This is a genomic window from Achromobacter sp. CSND-B12 (genome assembly GCF_052906545.1).
Window position 1 is genome coordinate 6377374 of sequence record NZ_JBREGJ010000001.1, and the last position, 26557, is coordinate 6403930.

A 26557-nucleotide genomic window follows, 5' to 3' on the forward strand; every position below is an offset into this window, starting at 1 on the left:
CCGCACGGGCCGCCGTGGGAAAACCGCGTAACATCCGCGCCAGGCCCCATGCCTGCGCCGAGAGCGCCGCGCGGGGCCGGTCTGTTCCCGCCTTTCACGCTGTATTCGAGATGACGATATTTCCGCCGATTTCCCGATCCATCCATTTCCCGGTCCTCCTTTCCTGCGCGGGCAGGCCATGAGCGACAGCGTCCGCCTGGCCAAGCGGCTGGCCGCCGAGCAATCCTGTTCCCGTGGCGATGCCGAACGCTACATCGAGGGCGGCTGGGTCGCCGTGGACGGCAAGGTCGTCGAGGAACCCGGTTTCCGCGTCAGCCCTGGCCAGGTTGTCGTCCTGCTGCCGGGCGCGCGGCTGGAAGAGATGCGGCCGGTGAGCATACTGGTGCACAAGCCGGCGGGCCTGTCGGCGTCGGACCCGGCGCATTCGGCGCTGGGCCTGGTCGTGCCCGAAAACCTGATGCCGGGCGACCGTTCGGGCCAGCGCTATCTCAAGCGCATGTTCAACGGCCTCAAGCTGGCCACGCCGCTGGAGCGCGCGGCCAGCGGGCTGGTGGTGTACACGCAGGAATACGCGGTCGCGCGCAAGCTGGTGGAAGAGGGGCGCCACGTCGAGCAGGAATACATTGCGCAGGTGCGCGGCACGCTGGACGCGGTCGGGCTGGCGCGACTGCAGCGCGGCCTGGCCTATGAGGGCCGCCCGGCCACGCCGATGAAGGTCAGCTGGCAGAACGAAACCCACCTGCGCTTCGCGCTCAAGACGCCAGCCCTGGGTTTCATTGAATACGCCTGCGACATGGCTGGGCTGCAACTGCAGGCCCTGCGCCGTATCCGCATCGGTCGACTGCCGATGGCCGGGCTGGCGGTGGGGCAATGGCGTTATCGGCTGGAATACGAGCGCTTCTGAACACTTAAAGTGATTTCTGGAATAACTTAAAGTGTTTTCTCGAATAACTTAAAGTGAATTCTACGATGAGGCGCTGCGGATTCAGCGTCGGGACGCCTGAGCCAGCGAGTTGCAGGTGGCCGCAAGGTCCGGGCTTTTTCTCATGTAAATTATAGATAATTCCAATAAGTGATTGATAAATAAAACAATATAAAACGAACAAGGATCCAATATGGCGATACGGCCTCGCGAGTCTCAAGTCCCCATCGATCCCGCGCGACGCGGCCTGCTAAGGGTCGCGGGCGCCCTGGGATTGTCCAGCCTGGCGCTGGCGGGTTGCGCGAGTCGGGTGACGCCTTCGGGAGCCGGCCCGGCCGCGACCACGCGTGACACGGCGGCAAGCGGTGCCGCGCCCGGCCGCGACACGGCCGTGCCCGCCTTGCGGCCGGGCGGCCGGGTGGCGATCGTGGCGCCCGCGTCGGCGGCCGACGGGGCGGCCCTGGACGCGGCCGAATGGCTGCAGGCGCGCGGCTACGAGCCCCGCATCATGCCCGCCGCGCTCACGCGCAGCGATGCGCCATACGACTACCTGGCCGGCGATGACAATGCGCGCCTGAACGACCTGCACTCGGCGTTCGCCGATCCCGCGATCGACGCGATCTGGTGCCTGCAGGGCGGCTTCGGCTCATGGCGGCTGGCCGACAGGCTCGACTTCGACCTGCTGCGTCGGCATCCCAAGCCCTTCATCGGGTACAGCGACATCACGGCGCTGCATCTGGCAATGCAGCGCCACGCCGGCTTCGTCACTTTTCACGGTCCGATGCTGGCGCAGGACCTGCTGGCCGGCAAGGAGGAACCCACCGCCAGCCACGTGCTGGCCATGGTGGGCGGGCAGATCGGGCAGGGCGCCTGGATTGACGCGCCGCCCGCATCCAATCCGGTGGTCCTGGCGCCGGGCGTGGCCAGCGGCCGGCTGGTGGGCGGCAACCTGGCGCTGATCGCCGCCATGATCGGCTCGCGCCATGAGATCGCCACGCGCGACGCCATCCTGTTCATCGAGGACGTCAACGAGGCGCTACCCCGCATCGACCGGCTGCTGTGGCAGTTGCGTTCGGCGGGCAAGTTCGACCATATCAAGGGCGTGCTTGCGGGCAATTTCACCCGGCTGGGCCTGCCGATGGGCGACGCGCCGGGCCAAAGCCAGTTGTTTCCGCTGCTGCTGGAACAGTTCGGCGGGCGCGGCATACCGGTGCTGGCGGCCTGGCCCAGCGGCCACGGCGATCCCAACCTAACGCTGCCGCTTGGCGCGAAGGTGACGCTGGACACCCAGCGCCGCGGACTGCGGCTCGATCAGGCGGTGGCGCGGTAAGCGCGCCGCCCCGTGCCGGAGCCCCACGCATGAATGATTTTTTCCAGGCCCTGGGCCGCCAATTGAAATCCCCGCATCGCTCGCGCGCCAGCGAGCGCCATGCCCGCGCCAAGGCATTCCGCTGCGTCTGCGGCCAGCAGGTCTTTTTCAACAACAGCGAATGCCTGAACTGCCACCGGCAACTGGGCTTCGACCCGAAGCGCGGCCACGTCCTGGCGCTGGATCCCGGCAAGGCAGAGGGGCTGTGGATCGAAGCCGGGCGCGCGCGCGGCCGGACCTTCAGGCGCTGCGCCAATTACGCCTCGGCCGCGGCCTGCAACTGGCTGCTGCCGGCCGCGGCCAGCGGGTCGCTCTGCCTGGCCTGTGGCCTGAACCGCACCATTCCCGATTTATCCGTCGCGGAAAACGGCCCGCTATGGGGCAAGGTGGAAGCCGCCAAGCGCCAGCTGGTCGCCCAGCTCCTGACGCTGGGCCTGCCTATCCGGCGCTCGCAGGCGGCGGGCGACGGCGGCCTGGCGTTCGATCTGCTGGCCCCGGCGGCGGACGGCGCGCCGCTGCTGACCGGGCACAACCGCGGGCTGATCACGCTGAACATCCGCGAGGCCGACGATGCCTACCGTGACCGGGTGCGCGAGGCGATGCATGAGCCTTACCGCACGCTGCTGGGGCACTTCCGCCACGAGATCGGCCATTTCTACTGGGACCAGCTGGTGGCCGGCGGCCCCTGGCAGGCGCCGTTCCGCGCCGTGTTCGGCGATGAGCGCGCCGACTATGCGCAGGCGCTGCGGCGCAATTACGAGCAAGGTCCGCCGGCCGACTGGGCGGGGCGTTTCATCAGTACCTATGCGTCCTGCCACCCGTGGGAAGACTGGGCCGAGACCTGGGCCCACTACCTGCACATGATGGACACGCTGGACACCGCCATCAGCTTCGGCGTCACCCGCGTGGCCGTGCAACAGGCCGTTGAGCCTTTCACCCGGGTGTCGCTGTACGACCCGGACGATCCCGAAGGGCAGGGCTTCCTCGATCTGGTCAACGCCTGGGTGGCGCTGACCGGGGCGCTCAACGAGCTGTCGCGCAGCATGGGGCAGCGTGATTTCTATCCGTTCGTGCTGCCGGCCGCGGTGGTCGGCAAGCTGCAATTCGTGCACCGGGTGATCCGGGCCGCGGCGCGCTAGGCCCGCGGAGCCCGGCGCCGCCGCGGCGCTAGATCCGCCGCGCCGACCATTGCCCCTTGCCCGCGGCGTTGCCGCTGATGGCGTTGCCGTCCACTTCGCCGGTGTAGCGCACGCCATCGACGGAGAACGATATCCTGCGCCCGTCCATGCGCGCATCCGTGATCTCGCTGCCGCCCAGTTTGCCCGTCAGCATCTGGTACCGCTGCTCCAGCAGCAACCGGCGGCCGTCCAGGTCCCACTGGCCGCCGACCTTGGCCGGCACGATCCACAGCAGCGCGTTGCAGTAGGTCTGGCAGGCCTCGGTCACCGTCTCGGAGGCGTCCGGCTCCCAATCGCCCATGCGGAAGGTGTTGGACACGATGCGGGTGCCGGGCGCCAGTTCCAGCAGCCGCGGCCGCAGTCTTTCATTGATGGTCGACAGCAGGAACATGGTGATCACGTCCGCCTGCGACAGGTCGGTCTCGAACAGGTCCGCCACCTCGAAGGTGGCGCGGTCGGCCACGCCCGCCTTGGCCGCGTTGCTGCGCGACAGGGTCACCAGGTCGGGGTTGTATTCGATGCCCTTGGCCCGCAGGCCGCGTTGGGCGGCGGTGATGACGGTGCGGCCATCGCCCGAGCCCAGGTCCATCAACCGGTCCCGCGGCGTGACCCGGGCCATGTCGAGCATCTTGTCGACCAGGGCCTGCGGGGTCGGCACCCAGATGACGTCCTTGCCGTCCTGGCCCACGTCGGGCACGTAGGCGTCGGTCTTGGCGGGGGGCTCCGCGGTTGCGCCGGCGGCGCGCGCCTCGGCCAGCAGCGAAATGGAGAAGGCCAGGGCCAGCGCCGACCCCAGGGCGGCCCAGCGGCGGGCGAACGGAACGGACGATAGGGCAGCTTGCATGATGAAGACTCCTTGGGCGGACGGAAAAAAGGGCGTGGCGGCAAGGGCCCCGGCGGTCAACCTGGCGGCTCGGCCGCCGACGCCCCGGCGGGCTTGAGCAGGCGCAGCACCGGGACGCCGACCGCCAGCACCGCCAGCCCGATCAGGGCGCCGGTGCCGGCATAGACGGCGCTGGAATAGACCAGCCCGGCGCAGGCCAGCGCCAGCAACGCCGGGGTCAGGGGATACAGCGGCACCCGGAACGGCCGCGGACGCGCCGGATCGAGCTGGCGCAGGCGCCACACGGAGGCCGCCACCAGCAGCATGAACAGCCAGAACACCGGCGCGGTGTAGGCGACCATGGCCTGCACGCCGTTGTGGCTGAAGGCGCCCACCCCCAGCAAGGCCAGCGTGATCGCGCCCTGGGCCAGCAAGGCGCTGACCGGCGCCTCGTTGCGCGCGCTCCACCCGGCCAGTGCCCGCAGGCGCGGCAGGTCGCGCCCCAGCGCGTAGTAGACGCGCGCGCCGGTGATGATGGTGCCGTTGATGGTGCTCAGCGCGGTGGCGCAGATCACCAGGCTGAGCAGGGCGGCGGCGTAGGGGCCGGCCGCCAGCTGCATCACGGCCGCGCCCAGCGCCGGCGTGTCGCGCAGGCCCTGCAGCCCGAACAGTTCCAGCAGCGCCAGGTTGGTCAGCAGGTAGGCGCCGGTGACCACCGCGGTGCCGATCAGCAGCACCCGCGCCATGTTGCGTCCGGGGTTGCGCAGTTCGCCGCTGAGATAGGCGGCCTCGTTCCAGCCGCCGTAGGTCAGCAACACGAACACCATGCCCATGCCCATCAGGCCGGCCACATTGCCTTCCAGCGCCGTTGGCGCCGGCGCCAGCGGCGTCGAGGTGAACAGGGCGGCGGTCAGCACCGCCGCCAGCGCCGCCAATGTCAGGATCGTGAACAGCCATTGCAGCCGCTTCGAGTGGCGCGTGCCGGCCACGTTCAGCGCGGTCAGGCCGATCACCGACAGCGCCGCGTGCGTGGTGGCGCCGTGTTCGCCCAGCGGCAGCAGTTGCTGCGCATAGTCCCCGTAGATGAAGGCCACCACCGCGATCGCGCCGGTCTGGATCACGGTGCAGCGGGCCCAGGCGAACAGCAGGCCCACGCGCGGCCCCCAGGCGCGCGACAGATAAAGGTATTCGCCGCCGGCGCCGGGATAGGCCGCGCCCAGCTCGGCGTAGCACAGCGCGCCCACCAGCATCACCAGGCCGCCGGCGCACCAGTACGCCAGGTACATCGCCTCGGACGCCGCGTGCTGCGCCACCAGGGGCGGAAAGCCGAAGATGCCGATGCCGATCACCACGCCGACCAGCACCACCGTGGCGTCCATCACCGACAGGCCCGGCGGGCCGGACGCGGCGGTGGCCGCGCCGCCTCGCTCGCCGGCGGCACCGGGGTGGGCGCGCAACGGACGGCGCGGCAAAGACGGCATGGCATTCTCCCGGCAGGTTGCCGCCGCGCACGATGCGCGGGGGCTCGGACTCACGGCTGGAGGGCGTCAGGCGACACGGCCCGTTGGCCAGGGCGTCATCCGGCCTGGCGGGGCGGCACGGCCTATTTCCAGGTCCGTCATCCTGACGAATAGCTGAATAATGAGTGACCCGGGGCGGGGAAAGAAAGTTTCTACGGGATTTCCCGTAGCGGTGAGCGGCGATGCGCGTGCCTCCGGCCGCGGCGGGCCGGCGGCACGCGCAAAAGGCGCCAGGCGGGCGTTGCCCGCGGCAGGAAGGAGGCGGGCGGCCTCAGGGCTTGCGCGGCGCGGGCTTGAGGCGCGAGGGCACTTCGTCCAGGTCGCTGCACACGGCCAGCACCTCGGCCGGTTTCTTGCTCAGCGACAGGTAGACATGGCCGATGCCGCTGTCGAAATAGGCGGATTCCAGCCGGTTCAGCACCACGCTGTCGCCGTTCTCGAACTGGATGCGCACCTTGCCCGACAGCACCAGCGCGAACTCCTGCCCGGGATGGCGGATGTAGTCCTCGAACTCGACGACCTCGCGCGCGTCGATCAGGGCCAGCATGGGCATCATCTTCTTGCCCGGGTATTCGCCCATCAGCAGCCGGTAGTGATAGTTCTCGGTGGCGTAGTCGCGCGCGTCGCTGAGCTTGTTCTTGACGTAGGTGGGAGCCACCTCGGCCTGGGCCGCGTCGCCCAGCATGAACATGCGCGTCATGTCGATGCCCAGCGCCCGCGCCAGCGCGGCGAACTTCTCGTAGCTCAGGGCGATCTGGCCCAGCTCGGCCTTGGACAGGGTCGAGACCGCGATGCCGCTGGCCTGCGACAGGTCTTGCAGGGTCATTTTCCGGGCCTTGCGCTCGGCGCGCAGGCGCGCGCCCATCACTTCCTTGCCCACGATGTCGGGTGGGGCCGTATTGCGAGCGGAGGGAGGGGCCATGTAGCGGTTTGCGTCCAGGGTTGGGAGGGGGCGGCACGCCGCCCCGTTCACGCCGGATTGTAAGGGCTGGCGCCGGGCTCAGGCGGCCGTGCGTGCGAGCACGCGGCCGGCATGCTGGCCGGTGAACGCCTGCTCTTGCCAGACCGGCGCGCCGTTGACGTACACGGAATGGATGCCGGCGGCGCGCTCGGTAGGGTGTTCGAAGGTGGCGGTATCGGCCACCGTGGCCGGGTCGAACACCACCAGGTCGGCGAAGTACCCGGCCTGCAGCTGCCCGCGCCCGGCCAGGCCGAAGCGCGCGGCGGTCAGGCCGGTCATCTTCCATACCGCCGTCTCCAGCGGGAACAGGCCCAGGTCGCGCGCATAGTGCCCCAGCACCCGCGGGAAGGTGCCCCACAGGCGCGGATGCGGGCGCTCGTCGTGCGGCAGGCCGTCGGAGCCGATCATGGTCGGGCCGAACGCCAGGATGCGCTGCACGTCGGGTTCGTCCATCATGAAGTAGATGGCGCCGGCCGGCTGCAGCTCGGGCACCACGTCGTACTTGGATTTGCCGCGCTCGGCCGCGACTTCATCCAGGTCGCGCCCGCTCAGTTCGGGGAAGGGCTTGCACCAGGTGATGATGGTGCGTCCGGCCAGCAGCACCCGGTCCTGCTTGAGCATGGTGGAGCCGGCCACGTAGGGATACGCGTCCAGCGAGACGTCCTGGCGCGCCATGGCGGCCTCGATCAGCGGCAGCGTCTCGCGCGAGCGGCCGAAATTGGGCTGGCCCATGACCTTGTGGTGCGAGATCACCACCGGCACGTCCAGCTCGCGGCCGATGCGGAAGGTTTCCTCCAGCGCGGCCACGATGTGCTCGCCTTCGTCGCGCATGTGGGTGGCGTAGATGCCGCCATGCGCGCTCAGCGGCCGGCACACCTCGATGATCTCTTCGGTGGTGGCGCGGGCGGCGGGCGGGTAGAAGGCGCCGGTCGAAATGCCGATGGCGCCGCTGGCCATGGCTTCCTCGGCCAGGTCCCGCATGGCCGCGATTTCCTCGTCGGTGGCGGCGCGCTGCAAGTCCGGCATGACCGCGGCGCGCAGCGTTGAATGGCCCACCATGCAGGCGGCGTTGACGGCCGCCGGCGTGGCCCGCAACGCGTCCAGGTAGTCGGCGAAGCGCTCGAAACGGTACGAACCGCCCTCGTCCAGCAGGTCCAGGGGGGCGGGCGGGTTGGCGTGCGCCAGCGGTGCCAGGCTGATGCCGCAATTGCCCGTGACCACCGTGGTGACGCCCTGCGAGATCTTGGGCGTCATGTCGCGGCGCCTGAGCAGGTAGTTGTCGTCGTGGGTGTGCGAGTCGATGAAGCCGGGCGCGACCACCAGGCCCGACACGTCGACCCGGGTGTGCGCGGCGGCGTCCGACAGATCGCCGATGGCGGCGATGCGGTCGCCGCGCACGCCCAGGTCGGCGCGCCGCCCCGGGGTGTTGCTGCCGTCGATGAGGGTGCCGCCCACGAGCAGCAGGTCGAAGGGCTGGGAATCGGATTGGGACATGGAAATCTCCGGCGGGGCGATCAAGTGGCGATCAAGTGGCGAAATGGCAGGCGACCAGCTGGCCGGAGCCGACCGGGCGGGCGATGGGGGTTTCCTGGGCGCAGCGCGCCTGGGCCAGCGGACAACGGGTGCGGAAGGCACAGCCGGACGGCGGCGCCAGCGGGCTGGGAATCTCGCCTTTGAGCACCGCCACGGGGGCGCGTTCGCCCCGGCGGGCCGAGGGCACCGCGGCCAGCAGGGCGCGGGTATACGGATGCGACGGACGGTTGAACACCGCATCGCGGCTGCCGCTCTCGACGATCCGCCCCAGGTACATCACCGCCACCTGGTGGCTGATGTGCCGCACCACGCTCAGGTCATGCGAGATGAACACGTAAGTCAGCCCGAGGTCGCGCTGCAGGTCCATCAGCAGGTTGATGACCTGCGCCTGCACCGACACGTCCAGCGCCGACACCGGCTCGTCGCAGACGATCAGGCCTGGTTCCGGCGCCAGGGCGCGGGCGATGACGATGCGCTGGCGCTGGCCGCCCGAGAACTCGTGCGGGTAGCGGTCGGCGGCGTCCGGGCGCAAGCTGACGCGGGCCAGCAACTGCGCTACCCGTTCGCGGATGGCCTCGCGGCCGTAGCCGAAGTTGCGCAGCGGCTCGCCGATGATGTCGCGCACCCGCATGCGCGGGTTCATCGACGAGAACGGATCCTGGAAGATGAACTGCATGCGCCGCCGCATGGCGCGCAACTGGCCGCTGTTCATCGCGGCCAGGTCGGCGCCTTCGAGCAGGATGCGGCCCGCGGTGGGATCGGTCAGGCGGATCAGGCACTTGCCGGTCGTGGACTTGCCGCAACCGGACTCGCCCACCAGGCTCAGGGTCTGGCCGCGCGCCACCGAAAGGGACACGCCGTCCACGGCGCGCAGCACCTTGCCGCCCTCAAGCGGGAAGTGCTTCTTCAGGTCGGTCACCTGCAGCATGGGCGTGGCGGAGGCCGCGGCGACGGCGGATGGGAAGGGGGCGTCGTGCAGGTTCATCGCGGGTCTTGCTCCATCTTGGCGGCCGGCGCGGGCTGGCGCGCCCAGCACCAGACACGGTGGCGGTCGCCGCCGGCAACTTCCGACGGCGCCTCCTCGGCGCAGCGCGGCAGGGCCTCGGGACAGCGCGCCGCGAAGGCGCAGCCGCGCGATTCGGGCGTCACCACCGGCACGATGCCGGGCAGCTCGGCGAGGCGGGCGCTGTGGTCCTGGCCATCGACGAAGTCGGGCAGCGAGCGGATCAGCGCCTGGGTATAAGGATGGGCGGCGCGGTCCAGCACGTCGTCGACGCTGCCTTCCTCGACCTTGCGGCCCGCGTACATGACGATGACGCGCTGGCACATCTGCGCCACCACGCCCAGGTCGTGGGTGATCAGCACGATCGCCGTGCCCAGCCGCGCCTGGATGTCGCGCAGCAGGTGCAGGATCTGCGCCTGGATGGTCACGTCCAGCGCGGTGGTCGGCTCGTCGGCGATCAGCACCTTGGGCTGGCAGGCCAGGGCCATGGCGATCATGGCGCGCTGGCGCATGCCGCCGGACAACTGGTAGGGGTATTCGTGCACGCGCCGCGCCGGGTCGGAGATCTGCACCAGCTCCAGCAGCGCCTCGGCCTGCTTCATCGCCTCGCGCCGCGACAGGCCCTGGTGCAGCATCAGCGGCTCGCTGATCTGGCGGCCGATCGTGAAGACCGGGTTGAGCGAGGTCATGGGCTCCTGGAAGATCATCGACAGCTGGTTGCCGCGCACCGCCCGCATGGTTTTCTCGGGCAGGGCCAGCAGGTCGCGGCCGTCGAATTCGACGCGGCCGCGCGCCACGCGCCCGGGCGCGCGCAGCAACCGCATGATGGACAGCGACGTGACGCTCTTGCCGCAGCCGGATTCGCCCACCAGGCCAAGCGTCTCGCCGGGCATCAGGTCGAACGACAGGCCGTCCACGGCCAGCACCGTGGTGTCGTCGCCGTCGAAACAGGTGGTCAGGTCATTCACTTGCAGGACAGGTTGGGATGGCATGCGCGCGCTCCTACAGCTTTTTCGCCAGGCGCGGATCGAGCATGTCGCGCAGCCCGTCGCCCACCAGGTTGACGGCCAGCACGGCCACGCCCAGGAACAGGCCCGGGTAGAGGATGATGTGGAACGCCACCGCGACGAAGTTGCGGCCTTCGGCCATGATGTTGCCCCAGCTGGGAATCTGCGGCGGGATGCCCACGCCCAGGAAGCTCAGCACGGCCTCGGTCAGGATGGCCGAGGCGGCGATGAAGGTGGCCTGCACCATCAGCGGCGCGAACAGGTTGGGCAGGATGTGGCGCAGCAGGATGGCCGGCACGCGGGTGCCGGCGGCCACGGCGGCCTCGATGTAAGGCTGTTCGCGGATGGTCAGCACCAGGGCCCGCACCAGCCGCACCACGCGCGGCACTTCCGGCACCACGATGGCCACGATCACGGTGGCCAGGCCGCCCTTGAGCGTGGCCATCAGCGCAATCGCCAGCAGCACGCCGGGAATCGCCATCAGGCCGTCCATGATGCGCATGATCACGGCGTCCAGGCGCCGGAAATAGCCGGCCAGCATGCCCAGCAGCACGCCGCCCGCGGTCGACACCAGCGCGACCACGACGCCGACCAGCAGCGACACCTGCGCGCCCCACAGGGTGCGCGCGTACACGTCGCGGCCCAGCGCGTCGGTGCCGAAGAAGTGTTCGGCAGACGGCGGCTTCATGCGCGCCAGCGGGTTGATGTCTTGCGGATCGATCGAGGTCAGCCAGGGCGCGGCCACGGCGATCACGGCCAGGGCCAGCAGGATCGCGGCGCCGACGTACAGCATGGGATGGCGCCGCAGCGAACGGACGGCGCGCCGCCAGCGGGGGCGCGGCACGGCCAGGGGCAGGGTGGTGGTGGTCATGGATCGCCCCTTTTCAATAGCGGATACGCGGGTCGAACAGGCGGTAGCTCAGGTCGACCAGCAGGTTGATCAGCACGTAGATGCCCGAGGCCACCAGCAGCACGCCCTGGATCACGGGGTAGTCATGGCGCAGCACGGCGTCGATGGTCAGGCGGCCCAGGCCGGGAATGGCGAACACGGTTTCCGTGACCACCACGCCGCCGATCAGCAGCGCCACGCCCACGCCGATGGTGGTGACGATGGGATTGGCGGCGTTCTTGAGCGCGTGCCAGACGATCGGCCCGGCCGCCAGGCCCTTGGCGCGGGCGGTGCGGATGTAGTCTTCCGACAGCGCCTCCAGCATGGTGGCGCGGGTCATGCGGGTCAGCAAGGCCATGTACACCAGGCCCAGCGACAGACAGGGCAGCACCAGGTGCCGCAGATAGGGCACCAGCCCGTCCGCCAGCGGCTTGTAGCCCTGCACCGGCAGCCAGCCCAGCTTGATGGAAAAGCCGTAGACCAGGCTGTAGCCGATCAGGAACACCGGCACCGAGAACGCGCAGACCGCGCCGATCATCACCACCCGGTCCAGCCATTTGCCGGCGTTCCAGGCCGCCAGCACGCCCAGGGGTATCGCCGCCAGCACGGCGAACAGCATGGTGAAGGCGGCGATCGACAGGGTCGGCCCCATGCGCTGGCCGATCAGTTGCGCCACGGGCATCTGGGTGGCGATGGATGTGCCCAGGTCGCCGGTGGCCAGGTGCCCGACCCAGATGCCGAACTGCGTCAGCAGCGGCTTGTCCAGGCCCAGGTTCTGGCGGATCTTTTCCACGTCCTCGGTGGTGGCGTTGTCGCCCGCGATCACCGCCGCCGGATCGCCCGGCGACAGGTGGATCAGCAGGAACACCACGACCGCGACCACGGCCATGACGGGTATGACGGCCGCGATGCGGCGCAGGATGGTTTTCACGCTGGGTTTCCCCCCGGCCGGGCGCGGCGCGCGCGGAGCGCTTGGCGGCGGCCTGATTGTCCGGGAGCGGGGCGCGCCTGCAGACCACGCGCGGCCCCGCGCCGTATCATGGTTTTTCGACGTTCCACATGACCGGAATGCCGGTCTTCATCAGCTCGGTGTGCGTCAGCCCGCGGATGGCCGACACCGGCTTGAATTCGCCCCACATCACGTACGGCACCGACTCGTAGGCGCGCGCCTGCAGCTTCGCGGCGATCTCCTTGCGCTTGGCCGCATCGGACTCCTGGATCCACTGGGTGCGCAGCGCGTCCAGTTCCTTGTCGCAGGGCCAGCCGGGCAGGCTGTTGCCGCAGGCGGCCGACAGCCACGGATTGGTGACCGGCGTGCTGGCATCGTAGTACCCGCCCCAGGTCAGGAACAGGTTCCAGCCGCCCTGGTCGGGCGGGTCCTTCTTCAGGCGGCGCGCCGCCAGCGAGGCCCAGTCCATGGTCTGCAGGTCGACCTTGAGCCCGGCCTTCTTCATGTTCTGGGTCAGCACCATGACGGCGGGCGCGCTGATGTGGTCGGTGGGGTAGAGCACCACGATCTTCTCGCCCTTGTAGCCGGCCTCCTGCAACAGCTGCCTGGCGCGCGCCAGGTCGGGCTTGGCGTAGGGCGCCGCGCCCGCGTCGCTGGCCAGCGGCGAGCCGCAGATGTACAGCGTGGCGCAATAGTCGACCCGGTACTTCTCGGGATAGCCGATGGCCGACAGCATTTCCTTCTGGTTCACCAGGTAGTACAGGGCTTGGCGCGCCTGCGGCTTGTCGAACGGCGGATGCAGCGCGTTGACGATGGCCATGCCCTGCGTGGCCACCGAGGTGCTCAGCTTGATGTCCGGGTTGCTTTCCAGCACCGGCAGGAAGTCCGGCGTGGTCTGCTCGATCATGTCGACTTCGCCGTTCATCAGCGCCGCCGTGGCGGTGTTGCCGTCGGGAATGTAGATCCACTCGACCCGGTCGACCTTGGCGACCTTGCCGCCGGCCAGGCCGTCGGCCGGTTCGTTGCGCGGCACGTACGCCGGGTTCTTCACGTACACGACCTTGTTGCCGGGCACCCATTCATCGCGCTTGAACAGGAACGGACCGGAGCCGACCATTTCCGTCACGGGCGTGTTGGCGTCGGTCTGCGCCAGGCGCTTGGGCATGATGAAGGGCGGCATGCCGGACGGCTTGGCCAGCGCATCCAGCACCAGGCCGAAGGGCTGCTTGAGCGTCAGCGAAAAGCTGTCGGGACCGGTCGCGGCCAGCTCCGCGCCCGCCGCCATCAGGGCCTGGCCCAGCGTGTCCTTCTTGGCCCAGCGTTGCAGCGACGCAATGCAGTCCTCGGCCGTGACCGGCGTGCCGTCGTTGAACTTCAGACCCGGGCGCAACTTGAAGGTCCAGGCCTTGCCGTCGGGCGAGGCGGTCCAGCTTTCGACCATCTGCGGCTTGGGCTGGCCGTGGCTGTCCTGCGCGAACAGGGTGTCGAACACCATGTAGCCGTGGTTGCGCGTGATGTAGGCGGTGTTGAACAGCGGGTCCAGCGTCTTCAGGTCGGCGTGCGGCACCATCCGCAGCGTCTTGCCTTGCGCCTGGGCCGGCTGGCCCGCGGCCAGGCCGAGGGCCAGCAGCGCGGCGGCGCCCAGCAGGCTGAATCGTTTCATCATGGTCATCCCCTTGTTTTCTCCGGTTGCCTGCGTGGGCAATGGGTTGGATATCAGCCCTTGAAGGGCCATTTCGGCAGCTTGCGCTTGGTGAACGGCAGCGCGTTGTAGTCCTGCGTGATCGCCCCGGGCGTCTCGACATAGATGACGTGGCGGCCGAGCTTCGAGTACGAGGCGTAGAAATGCTGCGACGACTTCGGAATGACCAGCTTCATCGCGCCCAGGTCCACGCCGAACTGGGTGAACAGGTCGGTATCCATGGCCTGGGTGCGGTTGGTGGTCATGACGATGGTCACCCCCTGGCTGCGCACCACGGCCACATCGCCCAGCAGCGCGGGCGTGCCGGCCAGGCCGGTCATGACGGCGTCGCGCTTGAGCGCGACGATCTCACAGGCCAGGTCCAGCGGCTGGCCCGACACGGGCGCCACCTTGCCGCCGATGCGCAGCTTGATCTGCGCGCCTTGGCCGGCCTCGAAACAGAGCTGCACCGCCACCGGATCCCAGAACGGGCCGGTCGCCACGTCCTGGATGCCGCGCGCCAGCACGCGCTCCAGGATGAAGGTGGCGTCGCTGGGCGCGCCGCCGCCGGCATTGTCGGCCGAGTCGGCCAGCACCACGGGGAAGTCGGCCAGCGCCAGCGCCTGGTCCAGGGCTTCGTCGGCGCCGGGATAGGGCGGCGCCAGCTGGTCGCGAAAGCCGATGATCTCTTCGCCCAGCGCGCGCGCCAGCCGTTCAGCCTGGCCGGCGTCGCCATCGGTGTAGACCAGCACCTTGGAACCCATGTCGGGCGTGTCGCCCCACGGGAAGCCGTGGGCGATCGATACCGACAGCACGCCTTCCTTGCCTTCCATCGCCAGCAGGCGGTCGACGAAGCCGCGCATCGGCTCGCGGCTGGTGTGCATGATGGAGATCATCTCGCAGTCGAAGACCGCGCGCGTCGGCTTGATGCGGCCCTCGGCGCGCGCCACGCACAGGTCGACCAAGTCGTAGGCGCGGTCCAGGATGTCGGTGTGCGGATATTCCTTGAAGCAGACCAGGAAGTCGGCGCTGTTCATCATGGCGTCGGTCAGGTGGCAGTGCGGATCCAGTTCGGCGCCGATCACCGTGTCGGGGCCGACGATCTCGCGCGCCCGCCGCAGCAGGTCGCCTTCGCAGTCGTCATAGCCGTCAGCCACCATGGCGCCGTGCAGGCCGAACAGCGCGATGTCGACCTTGCCGGCGCGCCGCAGGTCGTCGAGCAATTCGTCGCGCAAGGTCTCGTAGGCGTGGCGCGTGGTCAGGCCGGCCGGCGTCGCGCCCGCCGTCATGCCCTCGATCAGCGTCCAGTCCTTGCCCTGGGCGCGCTGGCGCGCGGCCCACAGCGGGCCGGAGAACATCTGCATGCGGTCCGGGTGCTGGCCGGCCGGGTAGTAGCCGCGCGCCCGATAGGCCGACAGGCCGGTCGGGATGGGGGAAAAGGTATTGGTCTCGGTCGCCAGGGACCCGGAAAAAATCTTCATGCGCTCGCTCCGTTCTGGATGGTTGCCTTCAGTCGTTTCCGATATACGCCTGCACTTCGATCTCCACGTCGACGTTCAGGGCCAGGGCCGACGCCACCGTCGAACGCACCGGCAGCGCCGCGCCGAAGAACTCCTTGTAGACCTCGTTGAAACCCGCGAAGTGGCCCATGTCCGACAGCCACACCGTGGCCTTGACCACCTGGTCCAGGCGCGCGCCGCCGGCCGCCAGGCTTTCGACGATGCGCTCGCAGGCCGCGCGGGTCTGGGTCTGGATGTCGCCGCGCACCACCTCGCCGGCGGCGCTCATCGGCACCTGGCCCGAAAGGAACAGGAAGCCGCCGGCCTTCACGGCCCGCGAAAACGGGAACGGCAGGCTGCTGGGCAGGCGCTGGATGGCTTGGCTCATGGAACGGGCTCCTATCGGGAAGGGGAGAAACGGGCCGGCGACAGGCGCGCGGGGTCGACGCCCTGCGCGGTCAGGCTGGCGCTCAACGGCAGGTCGAGCAACAGGTCGGCCGCCAGCTGCGAAACGCCGGCGGCGGACTGGATGCCGTAGCCGCCCTGCGCCGCCAGCCAGAAGAAGGCGGGGGTGGCGCTGTCCCAGCCGATCACGAAATCGCCATCGGCCACGAACGAGCGCAATCCGGCCCAGGTGTGGCGCGGACGGCGGATGGTCAGCGAGGTGGCCGCTTCGATGCGGTAGATGCCGGTGGCCACGTCCAGTTCCTCGGGCACCACGTCATGCGCCGGGACCGGGTCGGCATTGGCGGGCGAGCCGAGCAGTTGGCCTGCGTCGGGCTTGAAATAGAAGCTCTCGTCCACGCCCACCACGGCGGGCCAGTGCGCGAAATCGACGTCGTCCGGCCCGGTGAAGGTGAAGGCGGTGCGGCGGCACGGTTGCAGGCCCACGGGCCGCACGCCGCACAGTTCGGCGGCGTGGTCGGCCCAGGCGCCGGCGGCGTTCACCAGCACGCGCGCCCGCAGCGACTCGCCGCCGGCCAGCGTCAGGGTCCAGGCGCCGTCCTCGAACGTGGCGGTAACGAGTTCGGCGTTGTTGCGCAGCGCCGCGCCCTGGCGCGTCATGCCGCGCAGGAAGCCCTGGTGCAGCGCATGCACGTCGATGTCGCGCGCATCCGGCTCCTCGATCGCGCCGCAAAGCTGGTCGGGGCGCAGGCAGGGCACCCGCGCCAGCGCCTGTTCGGCGTCGATCAGCGTGACGTTGGGCGACTGGCTGCGGAAATCGTCATAGACCTCGCGCAGCAGGTCCTGCTGGCCCGGCGCGGCGATGTACAGCACGCCGCGCGGGCTCAGCAGGGGATGCTCGCAGAAGCCTTGCGGCGGATGCTCGTAGAAATCGCGGCTGGCGCGGGTCAGCGCCTTGATCTGGGCGGTGCCGTAGGTCTCCATGAACATGGCGGCCGAGCGGCCGGTGGAGTGGTAGCCGGGCTGGGCTTCGCGCTCCAGCACCACGACGGAGGCGGACGCGCTCAGGCGGTAGGCCACGGATGCGCCGGCGATGCCGGCGCCGATGACGGCGTAATCGTATAGGGGGTCTGCGGCCATTTTGTCGGAAGCGAGAATTCTCTTATTTGATAATTCTCGAATACGATAGTTGTTTGGCATGGGGCGGGTAATAGGGGTTGTCCCGAGGGCCGGTCCCCGGGCCGCGTAAAATCGCGGCCATGCTTCCCACTCAAGTCATCGTTGCGCTGCTCGTGCTGCAGCTTGCCCTGGTCGTTCCGCTGGTCGCCGTCGTGATCCAGCTGCTGCGCTTGTTCCACTGGCGTTTCCGGGCCGATCCGCAGGCGCGCGGCGAACGCCCGCATTTCACCGGTCCGGTGCTGGCGCTGCTGTTCAGCGCGCTGGCCGCCAGCGACTTCATCGGCTACGAGCCGTTTCCCACGCTGTCGCGCCTGAATCCCGTGCCGCTCGGGGCGCGCGCCTACTTCACGGTGGCGATGCTGGCGCTGGCGGTATGGTGCTGGGCCTACGCCGGCGCCATCCGCGAGCGCGTGCGCCGACTGTTCTGAACGCAGTCTTGCCTGTGGCGGCCGCATCGGGCCGCCGCTTGGATGCGTCGCCCCGGCCCGCATCAGGCCGGCGGGCAGCCCCCAGGCCTCGCGCTTTCAAACCGGCGGCGCGGCCCTAGGCCGCCGCGCTGTCGGCCGGCAGCGCCGGCCCCGACACCCCACCGCGCAGCGATTCCAGCAGCACGCGCTTGTTCTCGCGGCTGCGGTAGGCGTGTTCGCGCATCAGGTTCTCGGCGCGCGCGGCTTCGCGCCGCGTAATCGCCCGCAGCAGGTCCTCGTGGTCCGATTGCGCCCGCAGCACGAAGGGCGTCTCCAGCAGGGAAGGGGTGGACGGCAGCGTCAGCGCGGCGGGGCCGGCCAGCGGCGTCTTGTTGTTGTGTTCCAGCGCCGACAGCAGGGCGCGGTTGCCGGCCGCTTCGCACAGGATCTCGTGGAAGCGGCGGTTGATCTGGCCCCAGGCGCGCGCATCCACCGTGGTCTTGGGGTCGCGCCGCGCGCCAACCCGGACGGCTATACGCTTTCCTACGGCACCAACGGCACCCAGGCCACCAACCACTGGCTCTACAAGTCGCCGGGATACGCGCCGGGCGACTTCGAGCCGGTCTCGCGCTTCACCGTCATCGCGGCCGCGCTGGTGGTCAACGCCACCGACGAGCGCTTCAAGTCGCTGGCGCAGCTGCTGGCCTACGCCAAGTCGCACCCGGGCGAACTGACCTGTGGCTCGGCCGGCAACGGCACCTCGTCGCACCTGGCCTGTGAACTGCTGAACCAGATGGCCGGGGTCAAGATCATGCACATCCCGTACAAGGGCGGCAGTGCCGCCATGACCGACCTGCTGGGCGGGCGCATTTCGCTGCTGATCGACATCATGCCGAACGTGTCGGGGCAGATCGCCGCAGGCAAGCTGCGCGCGCTGGGCGTGACCACGCCGCAGCGCGTTGCGTCGAATCCCGACATCCCGACCTTGAGCGAGGCCGGCGTCAAGGGCTACGAGTTCTTCGCCTGGGACGGGCTGTATGCGCCCAAGGGCACGCCCGCCGCCATTCTCGACAAGCTGAACGCCGCCGTGAACCGCGCGCTGCAACGCCCCGAGGTGAAGCAGGCGCTGGAATCGCGCGGCGCGATCCCGTCGCCGACCTCGCGCCAGTCGCTGGCCGAATTCGGCGCCGAGGAATACACGCGGCTCGGCAAGGTCGTGAAAACGGCCGGCGCCGCCATCGACTGACGCGCCGCCGGGAATCCGCGCCGGCAGGGCGCGGGTTCCCATGCCGTAAAGGGGGCAGGGCGGCCCGGTCCTCACAACGCCGGCTTGACCACCATCAGGAAATACACCGCCACCATCGCCAGGAATGCCGGGTAGCCCAGCCATTCCCAACAGCGCGCAAAGCGCCAGTAGCGCGCCGGCAGCGCCGTGGCGCCGGCCGTGTGGGCGCGGGCGGCCATCTTCGCCATTTCGTACTGCAACCACACCACCGGCAGCCAGCAGGCGCCGGCCAGCAGGTACAGCCCGATCGACACGGCGATCCACGGCGTGGTCCAGCTCCAGCCCGCCGCGTGCGCCAGCCACAGGCCGGTCAGCGGCTGCGCCACCACGGCGGGCGTGGTGAACCACAGGTCGGCCCGCACCACCAGGCGCGAGACCGCCGCGATCGCCGGCACCGAGCCGCTGCGGTTGGCGAAGAACAGGTAGAACGCGGTGCCAAAACCGGTGCCGACCAGCAACACCGACGACAGGATATGCAGGGTCTTGATCGTGAGATAGGCGTTCATGATTGGGTTTCCTCGCTGAACAGAATGAATAGGAGCGCGACGACGGCGACGTTCTTCAGGAGCGGGCCGAACGGATGCCACAGGAATTCCGGCAAAGCCACCGCGATCACCGCGGAATAGCCCAGCACCAGGGCAAGCTGCGCGGCCCACAGCCGCCGGCCGGGTCGCCAGAGCGTGGCCAGGCCGAACACGGCGTCCAGCGCGGCGGCCAGGTATAGCGCCGCCACGGCCCCCGGGCCGTGCAGGCCGACCCGCGCCAGCAGCGCCAGGCTGTCGCCGGTCGGGTAGATAAAGGCGCTGCACAGCGCGGTCCACAACCAGATCAGCGCCAGCGCGCCGCGCAGCAGGGCGGGGCGCCAGGCCGCCAGGGCCTGCTGGCGCTGGGCGGACGCTTCGTCCGGGCCGATGAAGGCGTCGATGCCGGCGGGCGGGCGTCCCAGCGCCCGCGCCGTGGCCGCCGGATCGCCGCTGTTGCCGGCGCGCAGCATGCGCCAGGTATCGCGCGTCAGGATCGAGCCGGGCAGACGGTCGCACAGCGCCGCGGTCCCGGCCACCAGCGCACCCGGCACGGTCAGCGTCCACGCTGGCGCAAAGCCCATTGATGTGCGATAGACCGCCAGCATGCGCTTGAAGGTGACCTCGGTGTCGCCCACCAGATCGAGCACCGCAGGCGCGTCGACCGCGCCGTTGACCAGGCGGACCACGATCTCGGCCAAGTCGTCGATGTGGATCGGACGCAGCGGCTGGCCGCCGCCGGCGGGCAGGGCATGCAGTGGCAGCGACGCCAATGCGCGAAAAAAGCGCGCCGACTCGCCTTGGGCGCCGTACACCAGCGCCGGCCTCAGGATGTGGTGGGCAATGGGCAGCGTGCGCAGATGGTCGTCGGCGGCGCGCTTGCTGCGGAAGTAGGCGGTGTCGCCGCCCTCGGCGCCCAGCGCCGACACTTGCAGCACCTGCCTGACGCCGGCCTGCGCGGCCGCCTCGAACAGCGCCTCCGGGGCAAGGTGATGAAGCCGGTCGAAATCGCCGCGGTCGCCTTCGCGCAGGATGCCGACCGCGTTGATGACAACGTGGATGCCGCGCAGGCGGTCGACCCAGGCGGCCGGCGTCGTATCGACGCGATAGTCCACTGCGATCTCGTCGGCATGCCGCGCCTGTCGCACGCCCTTGAGCACCCGATGCCCGTCGCGCGCCAGCGCCTGGCACAACGCGTGGCCAATAAAGCCATTGGCACCGCATACCAGAATGTTCATGTGATCCGCCTCCGGCCGCATCGACCGCTTGGTTCTTTTATTTCTGTTATTTCTGTATAGACAGAAATAACAGGCCAAAAAAATGGCGGGACACGCGGTCCCGCCACGCCCTCACGCCTTGGTGCGGCGCATGGTCTTGCTGATCTTGGCCCCCATGCCCAGCGTCTTCATCAGCGTCTCGGGTTTCATGCGCAGCATTTCATCGGACCAGGTGGTGAGGATTTCCAGGAACGCCAGCGTCTCGCGCACGCGCTGCGCGGTCAGCGGGGTTTCGTCGGCCATCTCGGGGCTGGCGAGGGTGTCGCGCAGCATCGACAGGGTGGGGTCGATCTCGCGCTGGCGCCGGCCTTCGACGATCAGCTTGAACAATTCCCAGATGTCGGTGGAGGTCTCGAAATGGTCGCGGCGGTCGTCCATGACATGCACCACCTTGGCCAGCCGCCAGGCCTGCAGTTCCTTGAGGCTGTTGCTGACGTTCGAGCGCGCCACGCCCAGCGTTTCGGCGATTTCCTCGGCGGGCGCGGGCCGGCCCAGCAGGTAGAGCAGGGCGTGGATCTGCGCCACGGTGCGGTTCACGCCCCAGCGCGAGCCCATTTCGCCCCAGTGGAGGATGAAGCGTTCGGCGATCGGAGTCAGTTTCATGCGGCCACTGTAGGTATTTCTGTTATTTCTGTCAAGACAGAAATAACAGAAATGGACGCGATCCGCTAAGCACGCGGCATTGGGACGCGCCCTATTGGGACGCGACCCGTTCGGACCCGCCTTGTGCGGACCTGCCTTATTCGGCCTTGGCTTGCGCCAGCGCGCGCTGCACCGCCGGGCGCGCCGCGACCCGCGCCAGGTAGGCGGTCAGCGCCGGGAAGCGCGCCATATCCACGCCGTCGCCCTCCAGCCAGCTGCCGATGGTGTAGAGATAGGCGTCGGCCACGCTGAAGCGTTCGCCCAGCGCCCACGGCCCGGCGATCTGCGATTCCAGGTAGGCGGCCACGGCCGTCATGGTTTCCGGCACTTTGGCGCGCATCGCCTCGTGCGCCGCCGGGTCGTCGGCCCATCGCGCGCCGCGCCGCTTGTGCGCATGCGCCACGTGGGCGGTGGACGCCAGGTAGCTGTTCAGTTCCTGCAGGCGCGCGAACGCGAACGGATCGTCCAGCGGCGCCAGCCCGGCCGCCGGGAAGCGCTGCGCGACGAACGCCAGCAGCGCCGGGGTCTCGGTCAGCACGCCATGCTCGGTGGCCAGCGCCGGCACCCGCCCCTTGGGATTGACGCGCAGGAATTCCGGGCTCTGCTGCTGCCCCGCGCCGAAATCCAGCTTGACGACGTCGAATTCGGCGCCGGCTTCCTGCAAGGCGATGTGGGTGGCCAGGGCGCAGGTGCCCGGCGCGGTATAGAAGGTCCAACGAGACATGGCGTCCTCTTGGTGAAGGGAGGTGAAGGAAGGGTGAAGCGCACAGCCAGGCGGCCATTATCGCCAGAACCCCCGCCGCCGCCTACGGTTCGTGCCGTGCGCGGGCGGCAAGGTCGGACGGATTGCCCGATCCCGGGTCAAATGCGGCCGCCGATTCAGGGCGCGGTCAGCGCCGTCAGCGCGCCCGCGCCGCCAGCGGCGTGCGCGCCAGGAAGCGCTCGAACGCCTCCAGGTAGGCGGTCTCGGCCGCGCTCAGCTTGCGCTGCCGGTGCCAGGCCAGGTACACGTCGATCTCGGCCACGCTCTCGTTGGGCGGCAGGCGGCGCAATTCGCCGTTGACCACGTCGGGCACGATCAGGTGTTCCGGCAGGAAGCTCAGGCCGATGCCCGCCACCACCATGCGCCGCACTTCCTCGATGTGCGGCGAGGTGCCGACGATGCGGCCGGTGAAGCCCTGCTGGTCGCGGAAGATGGTCAGCGGCGACAGCGTGTCGCCGATCTGGTCGCTGGCGAAACAGACGAAGTTCTGGTCCATCAGGTCTTCGATGCCCACCCGCGGCCGCGAGAACAGCGGATGGCGCCGGCCACAGACCACCGCGTAGTGGTGGCGCAGGAACAGCCGGCGCTCCAGCGCCTCGACCGGCTTGCGGCACAGGCACAGGCCCAGCGCGGGCACCCGCTTTGAAAGGGCGTCGAGGATGTCGGCGCTGGGCAGCACCTCGATGTGGAATTCGATGCGGGGATGGCGCTGGTGGAAGTCGGCCAGGAAGTCGTCGTAGGCCGCGCTCTGGATGCGGCTCATGACCAGCAGCCGCAGCGTGCCGGCGACCTCGTGCCGGTCCTGCAGCGCGGCGGTCTCGATGCGCGCCATGGCGCCGTACATGTCGCGGGCGATGGCGTAGATTTCTTCGCCCAGCCCGGTCAGGCGGAATTCGCCGTTGCGCCGGTGCAGCAGCATGCCGCCGACCGCATCCTCCAGCCGTTTCAAGGCCTGGCTGACCGCCGGCTGGCTCAGGTGCAGCGCCTGCGCCGCCCGGCCCACGCCGCGCGCCTGCACCACGAACATGAAGGTGCGCAGCAGGTTCCAGTCCATGCGCTCGGGCGCGAGCGACAGGGCGTGGGCGGGGCGGACGGGGGCAGGGCACATGGCGGCGTGGCGGATTCCGGCGAAAGGACAGGGCCGGTTTCCGTCCGCCGCGCCGGCCCCGTGATCAGGTTCCGGCCAGTCCCGCGAAGAAGCGCGCGGCGTTCGATTCCAAGCCCTCGATATAGTAGCCGCCTTCCTGCACGATCAAGGTCGGCAGCTTGAGCCCGGCGACTTCGCGCCCGAGCCGTTCGAAGCCGTCTTCCGACACCGCCACCATGGCCTGCGGATCCTTCTCGAAGATGTCGAAGCCCAGCGACAGCACCAGCGCGTCCGGCTGGAATTGCTCGATCGCGGCGCGTGCCTCGCGCAGGCGGTCGAAGAATACCGACTCGGGCGAACCATGCGGCATCGGCAGGTTGAGGTTGTAGCCTTCGCCTTCGCCCGCGCCGCGCTCGTCCTCGAAGCCGACGACCACGGGATAGAAGTTCTCGGGATCGCCGTGGATCGACACGTACAGCACGTCGCTGCGCTCGTAGAAGATGTCCTGGATGCCCTGACCATGGTGCATGTCCGTGTCCAGGATGGCGACGCGCCCATAGGTGCCGCGCAGGCGCTGCGCGGCGATGGCGGCGTTGTTCAGATAACAGAAGCCGCCTGCGGCATCGCGGCGCGCATGGTGGCCGGGCGGACGGCACAGGGCATAGGCATGGCGGTCGCCGGCCGCGATGCGGTCGGCGCCGGCGATGGCACACTGCGCCGACCAGTAGGCCGATTGCCAGGTGTTCGGGCCCACCGGGCAGCTGCCGTCGGCCAGGTAGCGCGCGGCCTGCGCCAGCACGCCGCGCAAGGCGTTGGGCTCGCGCACGAAGACATTGGAGACCACCTCGTCGCCCCAGTCATCGGGCAGCTTCTTCCATTCGGCGTGCGCCTCGCGCAAGAAGCGCAGATAGGCCGGCGTGTGCACCGCTTCGAGCGGGGCCTGGCCGTGGTCGGGCGGCGCCTGCACGTCGAAGCCCAGGTTGCGCGCCGCCTGCGCCAACGCGTCCAGGCGCGACGGCACTTCCTGCGGCGTGCGCATCTTGCCACGCGAGAAATAGGTCTGCGGATGGTGCAATTTCTGATCGTCGTGGAAATACGCCTTCATGCTCGATGGCCCTCGGGTTGGAATTGGACATGGCGCCGGCCATGGGCGCCCAGCGCCAGCACGGATACCAGGGAAAGCAACGAAATCACCGAGAACAACACGGCCAGCGGCCACCACTGGCCCTTGAAGTTCTCGGCCAGCACCGTGCCCAGCATCGGCGTCAGGCCGCCGAAGATGGCGCCCGACAACTGGTAGGCCATGGAAATCCCGGTGTAGCGGATCGCGGTGGGAAAGCTGTCGCTGACGAAGCCGGCGATCACCGCATAATAGGCGCCCATGAACAGCACCGCCACGCCGATGCCCAGCGTGATCGCGGACAGCGAGCCCAGGTCCACCAGGTTGAACATGGCGTATGGCGTGAACACCGACACCAGCGCCATCGTCGCCAGAAAGCGCAGGTTGCCGACGCGGCTGGCGATATAGGCCGCCAGCGGCGTGATGAAGAACTGCATGATCGACACCACCAGCAGGCAGTCCAGGATCACCGCGCGGTTCAGGCCGACGTACTGCGTGGTGTAGGCGATCATGAAGGTGCTGGTGAAGTAGAACCCGGCGATGCCCAGCACGTTGGCGCCCACGGCCAGCGCCAGTAGCCCGGGCGCCCCCGTCAGCACTTGCGCCAGCGGCGCGCGGGCCGGCTTGGCGCGCTGCGCCTGGGCCTGCTTTTCTTCCAGGAAGTCGGGCGATTCATTGACGCTCAGGCGGATCACGAAACCCACCACCAGCAACACCGCCGAGAACAGGAACGGCACGCGCCAGCCCCAGCTCAGGAAGGCGGCGTCGTCCAGGCCGGTCACCAGCTTGAACATCAGCATCGACAGGATCAGGCCGGCCGGGCTGCCCAGCTGCGCGAACGAGGCAAAGAAGGTGCGCTTGCTCTTGTCGGGCGAGTGTTCGCCCGCCATCAGCACCGCGCCGCCCCATTCGCCGCCAACCGCCACGCCCTGCACGATGCGCAGCAGCACCAGCAGCACCGGCGCCCAGACGCCGATCGAGGCGTAGGTCGGCAACAGGCCGATCAGGACCGTCACGCTGCCCATCATCAACAGCGTGATGACCAGCGATTTCTTGCGGCCGATGCGGTCGCCGATATGGCCGAACAGCGCGCCGCCCAACGGCCGCGCGAAAAAGCCCACGGCAAAGGTGCCGAAAGCCGCCAGCGTGCCGTAGAAGCCCGTGGCCGATGGAAAGAACAGTTTGCCGAACACCAGCGCGGCGGCGGTGGCGTAGATGTAGAAGTCGTACCACTCGATCATCGTGCCGATGAATGCGGCGGTCGACGCGCGCACCGGCTGGTGGCCCGTCCTGGAATTTCCCCTCATGGTTTTCTCTCTGTAGGTAAATCGAGGTTGCTGCGTAGACCGTTATACGCGTGCCCTCGCCATAAGAAAAATTCTGAATTCTTATCCGCGAAATTCAGCGAATTTATGAGTGGAAACCCTAGTATTGAACGACGATGCGCGCAGAACCACCCGCGTCCGTCTCGCGCTCCGAGATTGGCGCAGCGGTTCAGCGGGATCGTGGAGCGCCCCGTACGCCCGGTAAAGCGGGGGGCAGGCATGGACGCGCCTCAACGCGCCGGCTGCCAGTCGCGCCGGCAATTGGCCAGCGGACGCAGTTCGTTGGCCGCCGCCAGGCGCAAGGACGGCTTGGCCCCGGCCACGTAGACCAGATTGCGCGACCGCCACACGGCCAGCTCGGCATACGGCACCTGGGCCGACGAAGCGCTGCTGGTACCCCAGAAATCCATGCTCGGCGCATCCAGGCAGGCATCGCCCGCGGCCACGCTCGCCAGCTCGCGGCCAGTGGCCAGGTCCACCGCGCGAAACCGCACGGGCGTCGGCCGCTGGCGCAGCTCGGCGGCGATCACCACCGGCGTGCCGTTGGCGGTCTGGCCCAGGCTGGCCGGCTTGACGGTCTGCACCTCCTGGCCGCGCGGCACCAGCAGGAAGGCCACGCCGTTGTCGATATCCAGCAGGCGGCCGGGTCCCAGCCTCACGGCCTGGAATGGTTCGTGGCGGATCAGCGTGGTCTCGTACCAGCCGTTTTCGTAGCGCGTCCAGCCGGGTTCGCCGGCGTCCAGGAACACCAGGCCCCCGATGCTGTCGCCGTCGCCTTCCTTCTGCACCGGGATGTCGGTGACGCGCAGATCGCCGCCGCCGACATCCAGGTACAGCAGGTTGCCGTGGCCGGAGGTGCGGGTGACGAAGGCCAGCACCCCGTGCGGGTTGATCGGCTTGGCGGGGCCGCAGAAGTAGTCGCGCGCGCGGCGCGGGTCGCCCGCCGGCAGGAAACGCTCGCCCAGCTTGACGCCCTTGCCGCAGAGCGGCTGGCGCTGGTAGGCCAGGGTGTATTGGCTGGCGTTGCGCCGCCTGCCTTCCAGGTAGTCCTGGAAGCCGATGTCGGTCTCTTCGACCCGCAAGCCCTTGTCGTTGTAGATCGTGCGGGCCTGCGACGGGCCGGCCATGGCGGCCAGGGACAGCGACAACAGGACGGCCGCGCAGGGCGTGCGCGGGCGGATCAGGGGATGGCGCATTGTGCTTGTCATCATC

General features: G+C 69.2%; 26 protein-coding genes. 5 read left to right on the plus strand and 21 right to left on the minus strand.

What is annotated here, in order from left to right:
- The first annotated feature begins 178 nt into the window (after positions 1-178).
- The 3 genes from ACUTAG_RS29940 (at position 179) to ACUTAG_RS29950 (ending at position 3430) form a co-directional block, all read left to right on the plus strand.
- Positions 179-904, plus strand: coding sequence for an RNA pseudouridine synthase (locus tag ACUTAG_RS29940; protein ID WP_054481325.1), 726 nt, complete (start codon positions 179-181; stop codon positions 902-904).
- A gap of 409 nt (positions 905-1313) precedes the next feature.
- Complete coding sequence (locus ACUTAG_RS29945; RefSeq protein ID WP_020927661.1) at positions 1314-2252, plus strand: S66 peptidase family protein; 939 nt, start codon at positions 1314-1316, stop codon at positions 2250-2252.
- A 29-nt stretch (positions 2253-2281) separates the two neighbouring features.
- The gene (locus ACUTAG_RS29950) at positions 2282-3430 is read left to right on the plus strand and encodes a zinc-binding metallopeptidase family protein (RefSeq protein WP_148318966.1); all 1149 of its coding nucleotides are present in this window, start codon (positions 2282-2284) and stop codon (positions 3428-3430) included.
- Between the two features lie 28 nt (positions 3431-3458).
- Here ACUTAG_RS29950 and ACUTAG_RS29955 read toward each other — a convergent pair whose 3' ends face one another.
- The 12 genes from ACUTAG_RS29955 to ACUTAG_RS30010 form a co-directional block, all read right to left on the minus strand.
- Positions 3459-4313 (minus strand): SAM-dependent methyltransferase, encoded by an 855-nt coding sequence (locus ACUTAG_RS29955; protein ID WP_026385005.1) that lies wholly within the window; start codon positions 4311-4313, stop codon positions 3459-3461.
- Between the two features lie 56 nt (positions 4314-4369).
- Positions 4370-5671 (minus strand): APC family permease, encoded by a 1302-nt coding sequence (locus ACUTAG_RS29960; RefSeq protein WP_148319063.1) that lies wholly within the window; start codon positions 5669-5671, stop codon positions 4370-4372.
- A 412-nt stretch (positions 5672-6083) separates the two neighbouring features.
- Entirely contained in the window at positions 6084-6734 is a 651-nt protein-coding gene (locus tag ACUTAG_RS29965; RefSeq protein WP_035181226.1) for a helix-turn-helix domain-containing protein, read from the minus strand.
- A 78-nt stretch (positions 6735-6812) separates the two neighbouring features.
- The gene (locus tag ACUTAG_RS29970) at positions 6813-8267 is read right to left on the minus strand and encodes an N-acyl-D-amino-acid deacylase family protein (RefSeq protein WP_148318964.1); all 1455 of its coding nucleotides are present in this window, start codon (positions 8265-8267) and stop codon (positions 6813-6815) included.
- 31 nt (positions 8268-8298) lie between these two features.
- On the minus strand, positions 8299-9291 hold the full coding sequence (locus ACUTAG_RS29975; protein ID WP_020927668.1) for an ABC transporter ATP-binding protein: 993 nt from the start codon (positions 9289-9291) through the stop codon (positions 8299-8301).
- Positions 9288-10301, minus strand: coding sequence for an ABC transporter ATP-binding protein (locus tag ACUTAG_RS29980; protein WP_054517410.1), 1014 nt, complete (start codon positions 10299-10301; stop codon positions 9288-9290). Before ACUTAG_RS29980 ends, ACUTAG_RS29975 begins: the two co-directional genes overlap by 4 nt.
- A gap of 10 nt (positions 10302-10311) precedes the next feature.
- Positions 10312-11187, minus strand: a complete 876-nt coding sequence (locus tag ACUTAG_RS29985) for an ABC transporter permease (protein WP_006384227.1) — start codon at positions 11185-11187, stop codon at positions 10312-10314.
- Positions 11188-11200: 13 nt separating this feature from the next.
- A complete protein-coding gene (locus ACUTAG_RS29990; protein ID WP_006384226.1) occupies positions 11201-12136 on the minus strand; it encodes an ABC transporter permease in 936 nt (311 codons plus the stop codon).
- Between the two features lie 106 nt (positions 12137-12242).
- On the minus strand, positions 12243-13820 hold the full coding sequence (locus tag ACUTAG_RS29995) for an ABC transporter substrate-binding protein (RefSeq protein WP_026385010.1): 1578 nt from the start codon (positions 13818-13820) through the stop codon (positions 12243-12245).
- A gap of 50 nt (positions 13821-13870) precedes the next feature.
- Positions 13871-15316 carry a M81 family metallopeptidase gene (locus ACUTAG_RS30000; RefSeq protein WP_054514010.1) on the minus strand — a complete coding sequence of 482 codons (1446 nt, stop codon included), beginning with the start codon at positions 15314-15316 and terminating at the stop codon, positions 13871-13873.
- A 28-nt stretch (positions 15317-15344) separates the two neighbouring features.
- Positions 15345-15722: a RidA family protein gene (locus ACUTAG_RS30005; RefSeq protein WP_006384223.1), complete on the minus strand. Its 378-nt coding sequence runs from the start codon at positions 15720-15722 to the stop codon at positions 15345-15347.
- A gap of 11 nt (positions 15723-15733) precedes the next feature.
- Positions 15734-16879 carry an NAD(P)/FAD-dependent oxidoreductase gene (locus ACUTAG_RS30010; RefSeq protein WP_148318961.1) on the minus strand — a complete coding sequence of 382 codons (1146 nt, stop codon included), beginning with the start codon at positions 16877-16879 and terminating at the stop codon, positions 15734-15736.
- Between the two features lie 119 nt (positions 16880-16998).
- Here ACUTAG_RS30010 and ACUTAG_RS30015 point away from each other — a divergent pair, with 119 nt between their 5' ends.
- Positions 16999-17346, plus strand: coding sequence for a hypothetical protein (locus ACUTAG_RS30015; RefSeq protein ID WP_006384221.1), 348 nt, complete (start codon positions 16999-17001; stop codon positions 17344-17346).
- A 115-nt stretch (positions 17347-17461) separates the two neighbouring features.
- Here the strand turns inward: ACUTAG_RS30015 and ACUTAG_RS30020 are convergent, their stop codons facing one another.
- Positions 17462-17818: an FCD domain-containing protein gene (locus ACUTAG_RS30020; RefSeq protein WP_262352289.1), complete on the minus strand. Its 357-nt coding sequence runs from the start codon at positions 17816-17818 to the stop codon at positions 17462-17464.
- Here ACUTAG_RS30020 and ACUTAG_RS30025 point away from each other — a divergent pair.
- A complete protein-coding gene (locus ACUTAG_RS30025; protein ID WP_262352288.1) occupies positions 17777-18571 on the plus strand; it encodes a Bug family tripartite tricarboxylate transporter substrate binding protein in 795 nt (264 codons plus the stop codon). The genes ACUTAG_RS30020 and ACUTAG_RS30025 overlap by 42 nt on opposite strands.
- A 71-nt stretch (positions 18572-18642) precedes the next feature.
- On the opposite strand, the gene ACUTAG_RS30030 is transcribed toward ACUTAG_RS30025, so the two are convergent.
- The 8 genes from ACUTAG_RS30030 to ACUTAG_RS30065 all read right to left on the minus strand — a co-directional run bounded on the left by ACUTAG_RS30030 (position 18643) and on the right by ACUTAG_RS30065 (position 26556).
- Positions 18643-19116: a DUF2269 family protein gene (locus tag ACUTAG_RS30030; protein ID WP_006384359.1), complete on the minus strand. Its 474-nt coding sequence runs from the start codon at positions 19114-19116 to the stop codon at positions 18643-18645.
- Positions 19113-20369 carry an SDR family oxidoreductase gene (locus ACUTAG_RS30035; protein ID WP_181398448.1) on the minus strand — a complete coding sequence of 419 codons (1257 nt, stop codon included), beginning with the start codon at positions 20367-20369 and terminating at the stop codon, positions 19113-19115. Before ACUTAG_RS30035 ends, ACUTAG_RS30030 begins: the two co-directional genes overlap by 4 nt.
- A gap of 111 nt (positions 20370-20480) precedes the next feature.
- Positions 20481-21011, minus strand: coding sequence for a GbsR/MarR family transcriptional regulator (locus tag ACUTAG_RS30040; protein ID WP_006384361.1), 531 nt, complete (start codon positions 21009-21011; stop codon positions 20481-20483).
- 136 nt (positions 21012-21147) lie between these two features.
- A complete protein-coding gene (locus ACUTAG_RS30045) occupies positions 21148-21774 on the minus strand; it encodes a glutathione S-transferase family protein (RefSeq protein ID WP_058664436.1) in 627 nt (208 codons plus the stop codon).
- A 175-nt stretch (positions 21775-21949) separates the two neighbouring features.
- Positions 21950-22921, minus strand: a complete 972-nt coding sequence (locus ACUTAG_RS30050) for a LysR family transcriptional regulator (RefSeq protein WP_006384364.1) — start codon at positions 22919-22921, stop codon at positions 21950-21952.
- 64 nt (positions 22922-22985) lie between these two features.
- Positions 22986-24005, minus strand: coding sequence for a histone deacetylase family protein (locus ACUTAG_RS30055; protein WP_148318959.1), 1020 nt, complete (start codon positions 24003-24005; stop codon positions 22986-22988).
- Complete coding sequence (locus ACUTAG_RS30060; protein ID WP_026385016.1) at positions 24002-25327, minus strand: MFS transporter; 1326 nt, start codon at positions 25325-25327, stop codon at positions 24002-24004. Before ACUTAG_RS30060 ends, ACUTAG_RS30055 begins: the two co-directional genes overlap by 4 nt.
- Before the next feature lie 248 nt (positions 25328-25575).
- Positions 25576-26556 (minus strand): hypothetical protein, encoded by a 981-nt coding sequence (locus ACUTAG_RS30065; RefSeq protein WP_240683327.1) that lies wholly within the window; start codon positions 26554-26556, stop codon positions 25576-25578.
- Position 26557 lies beyond the last annotated feature (1 nt).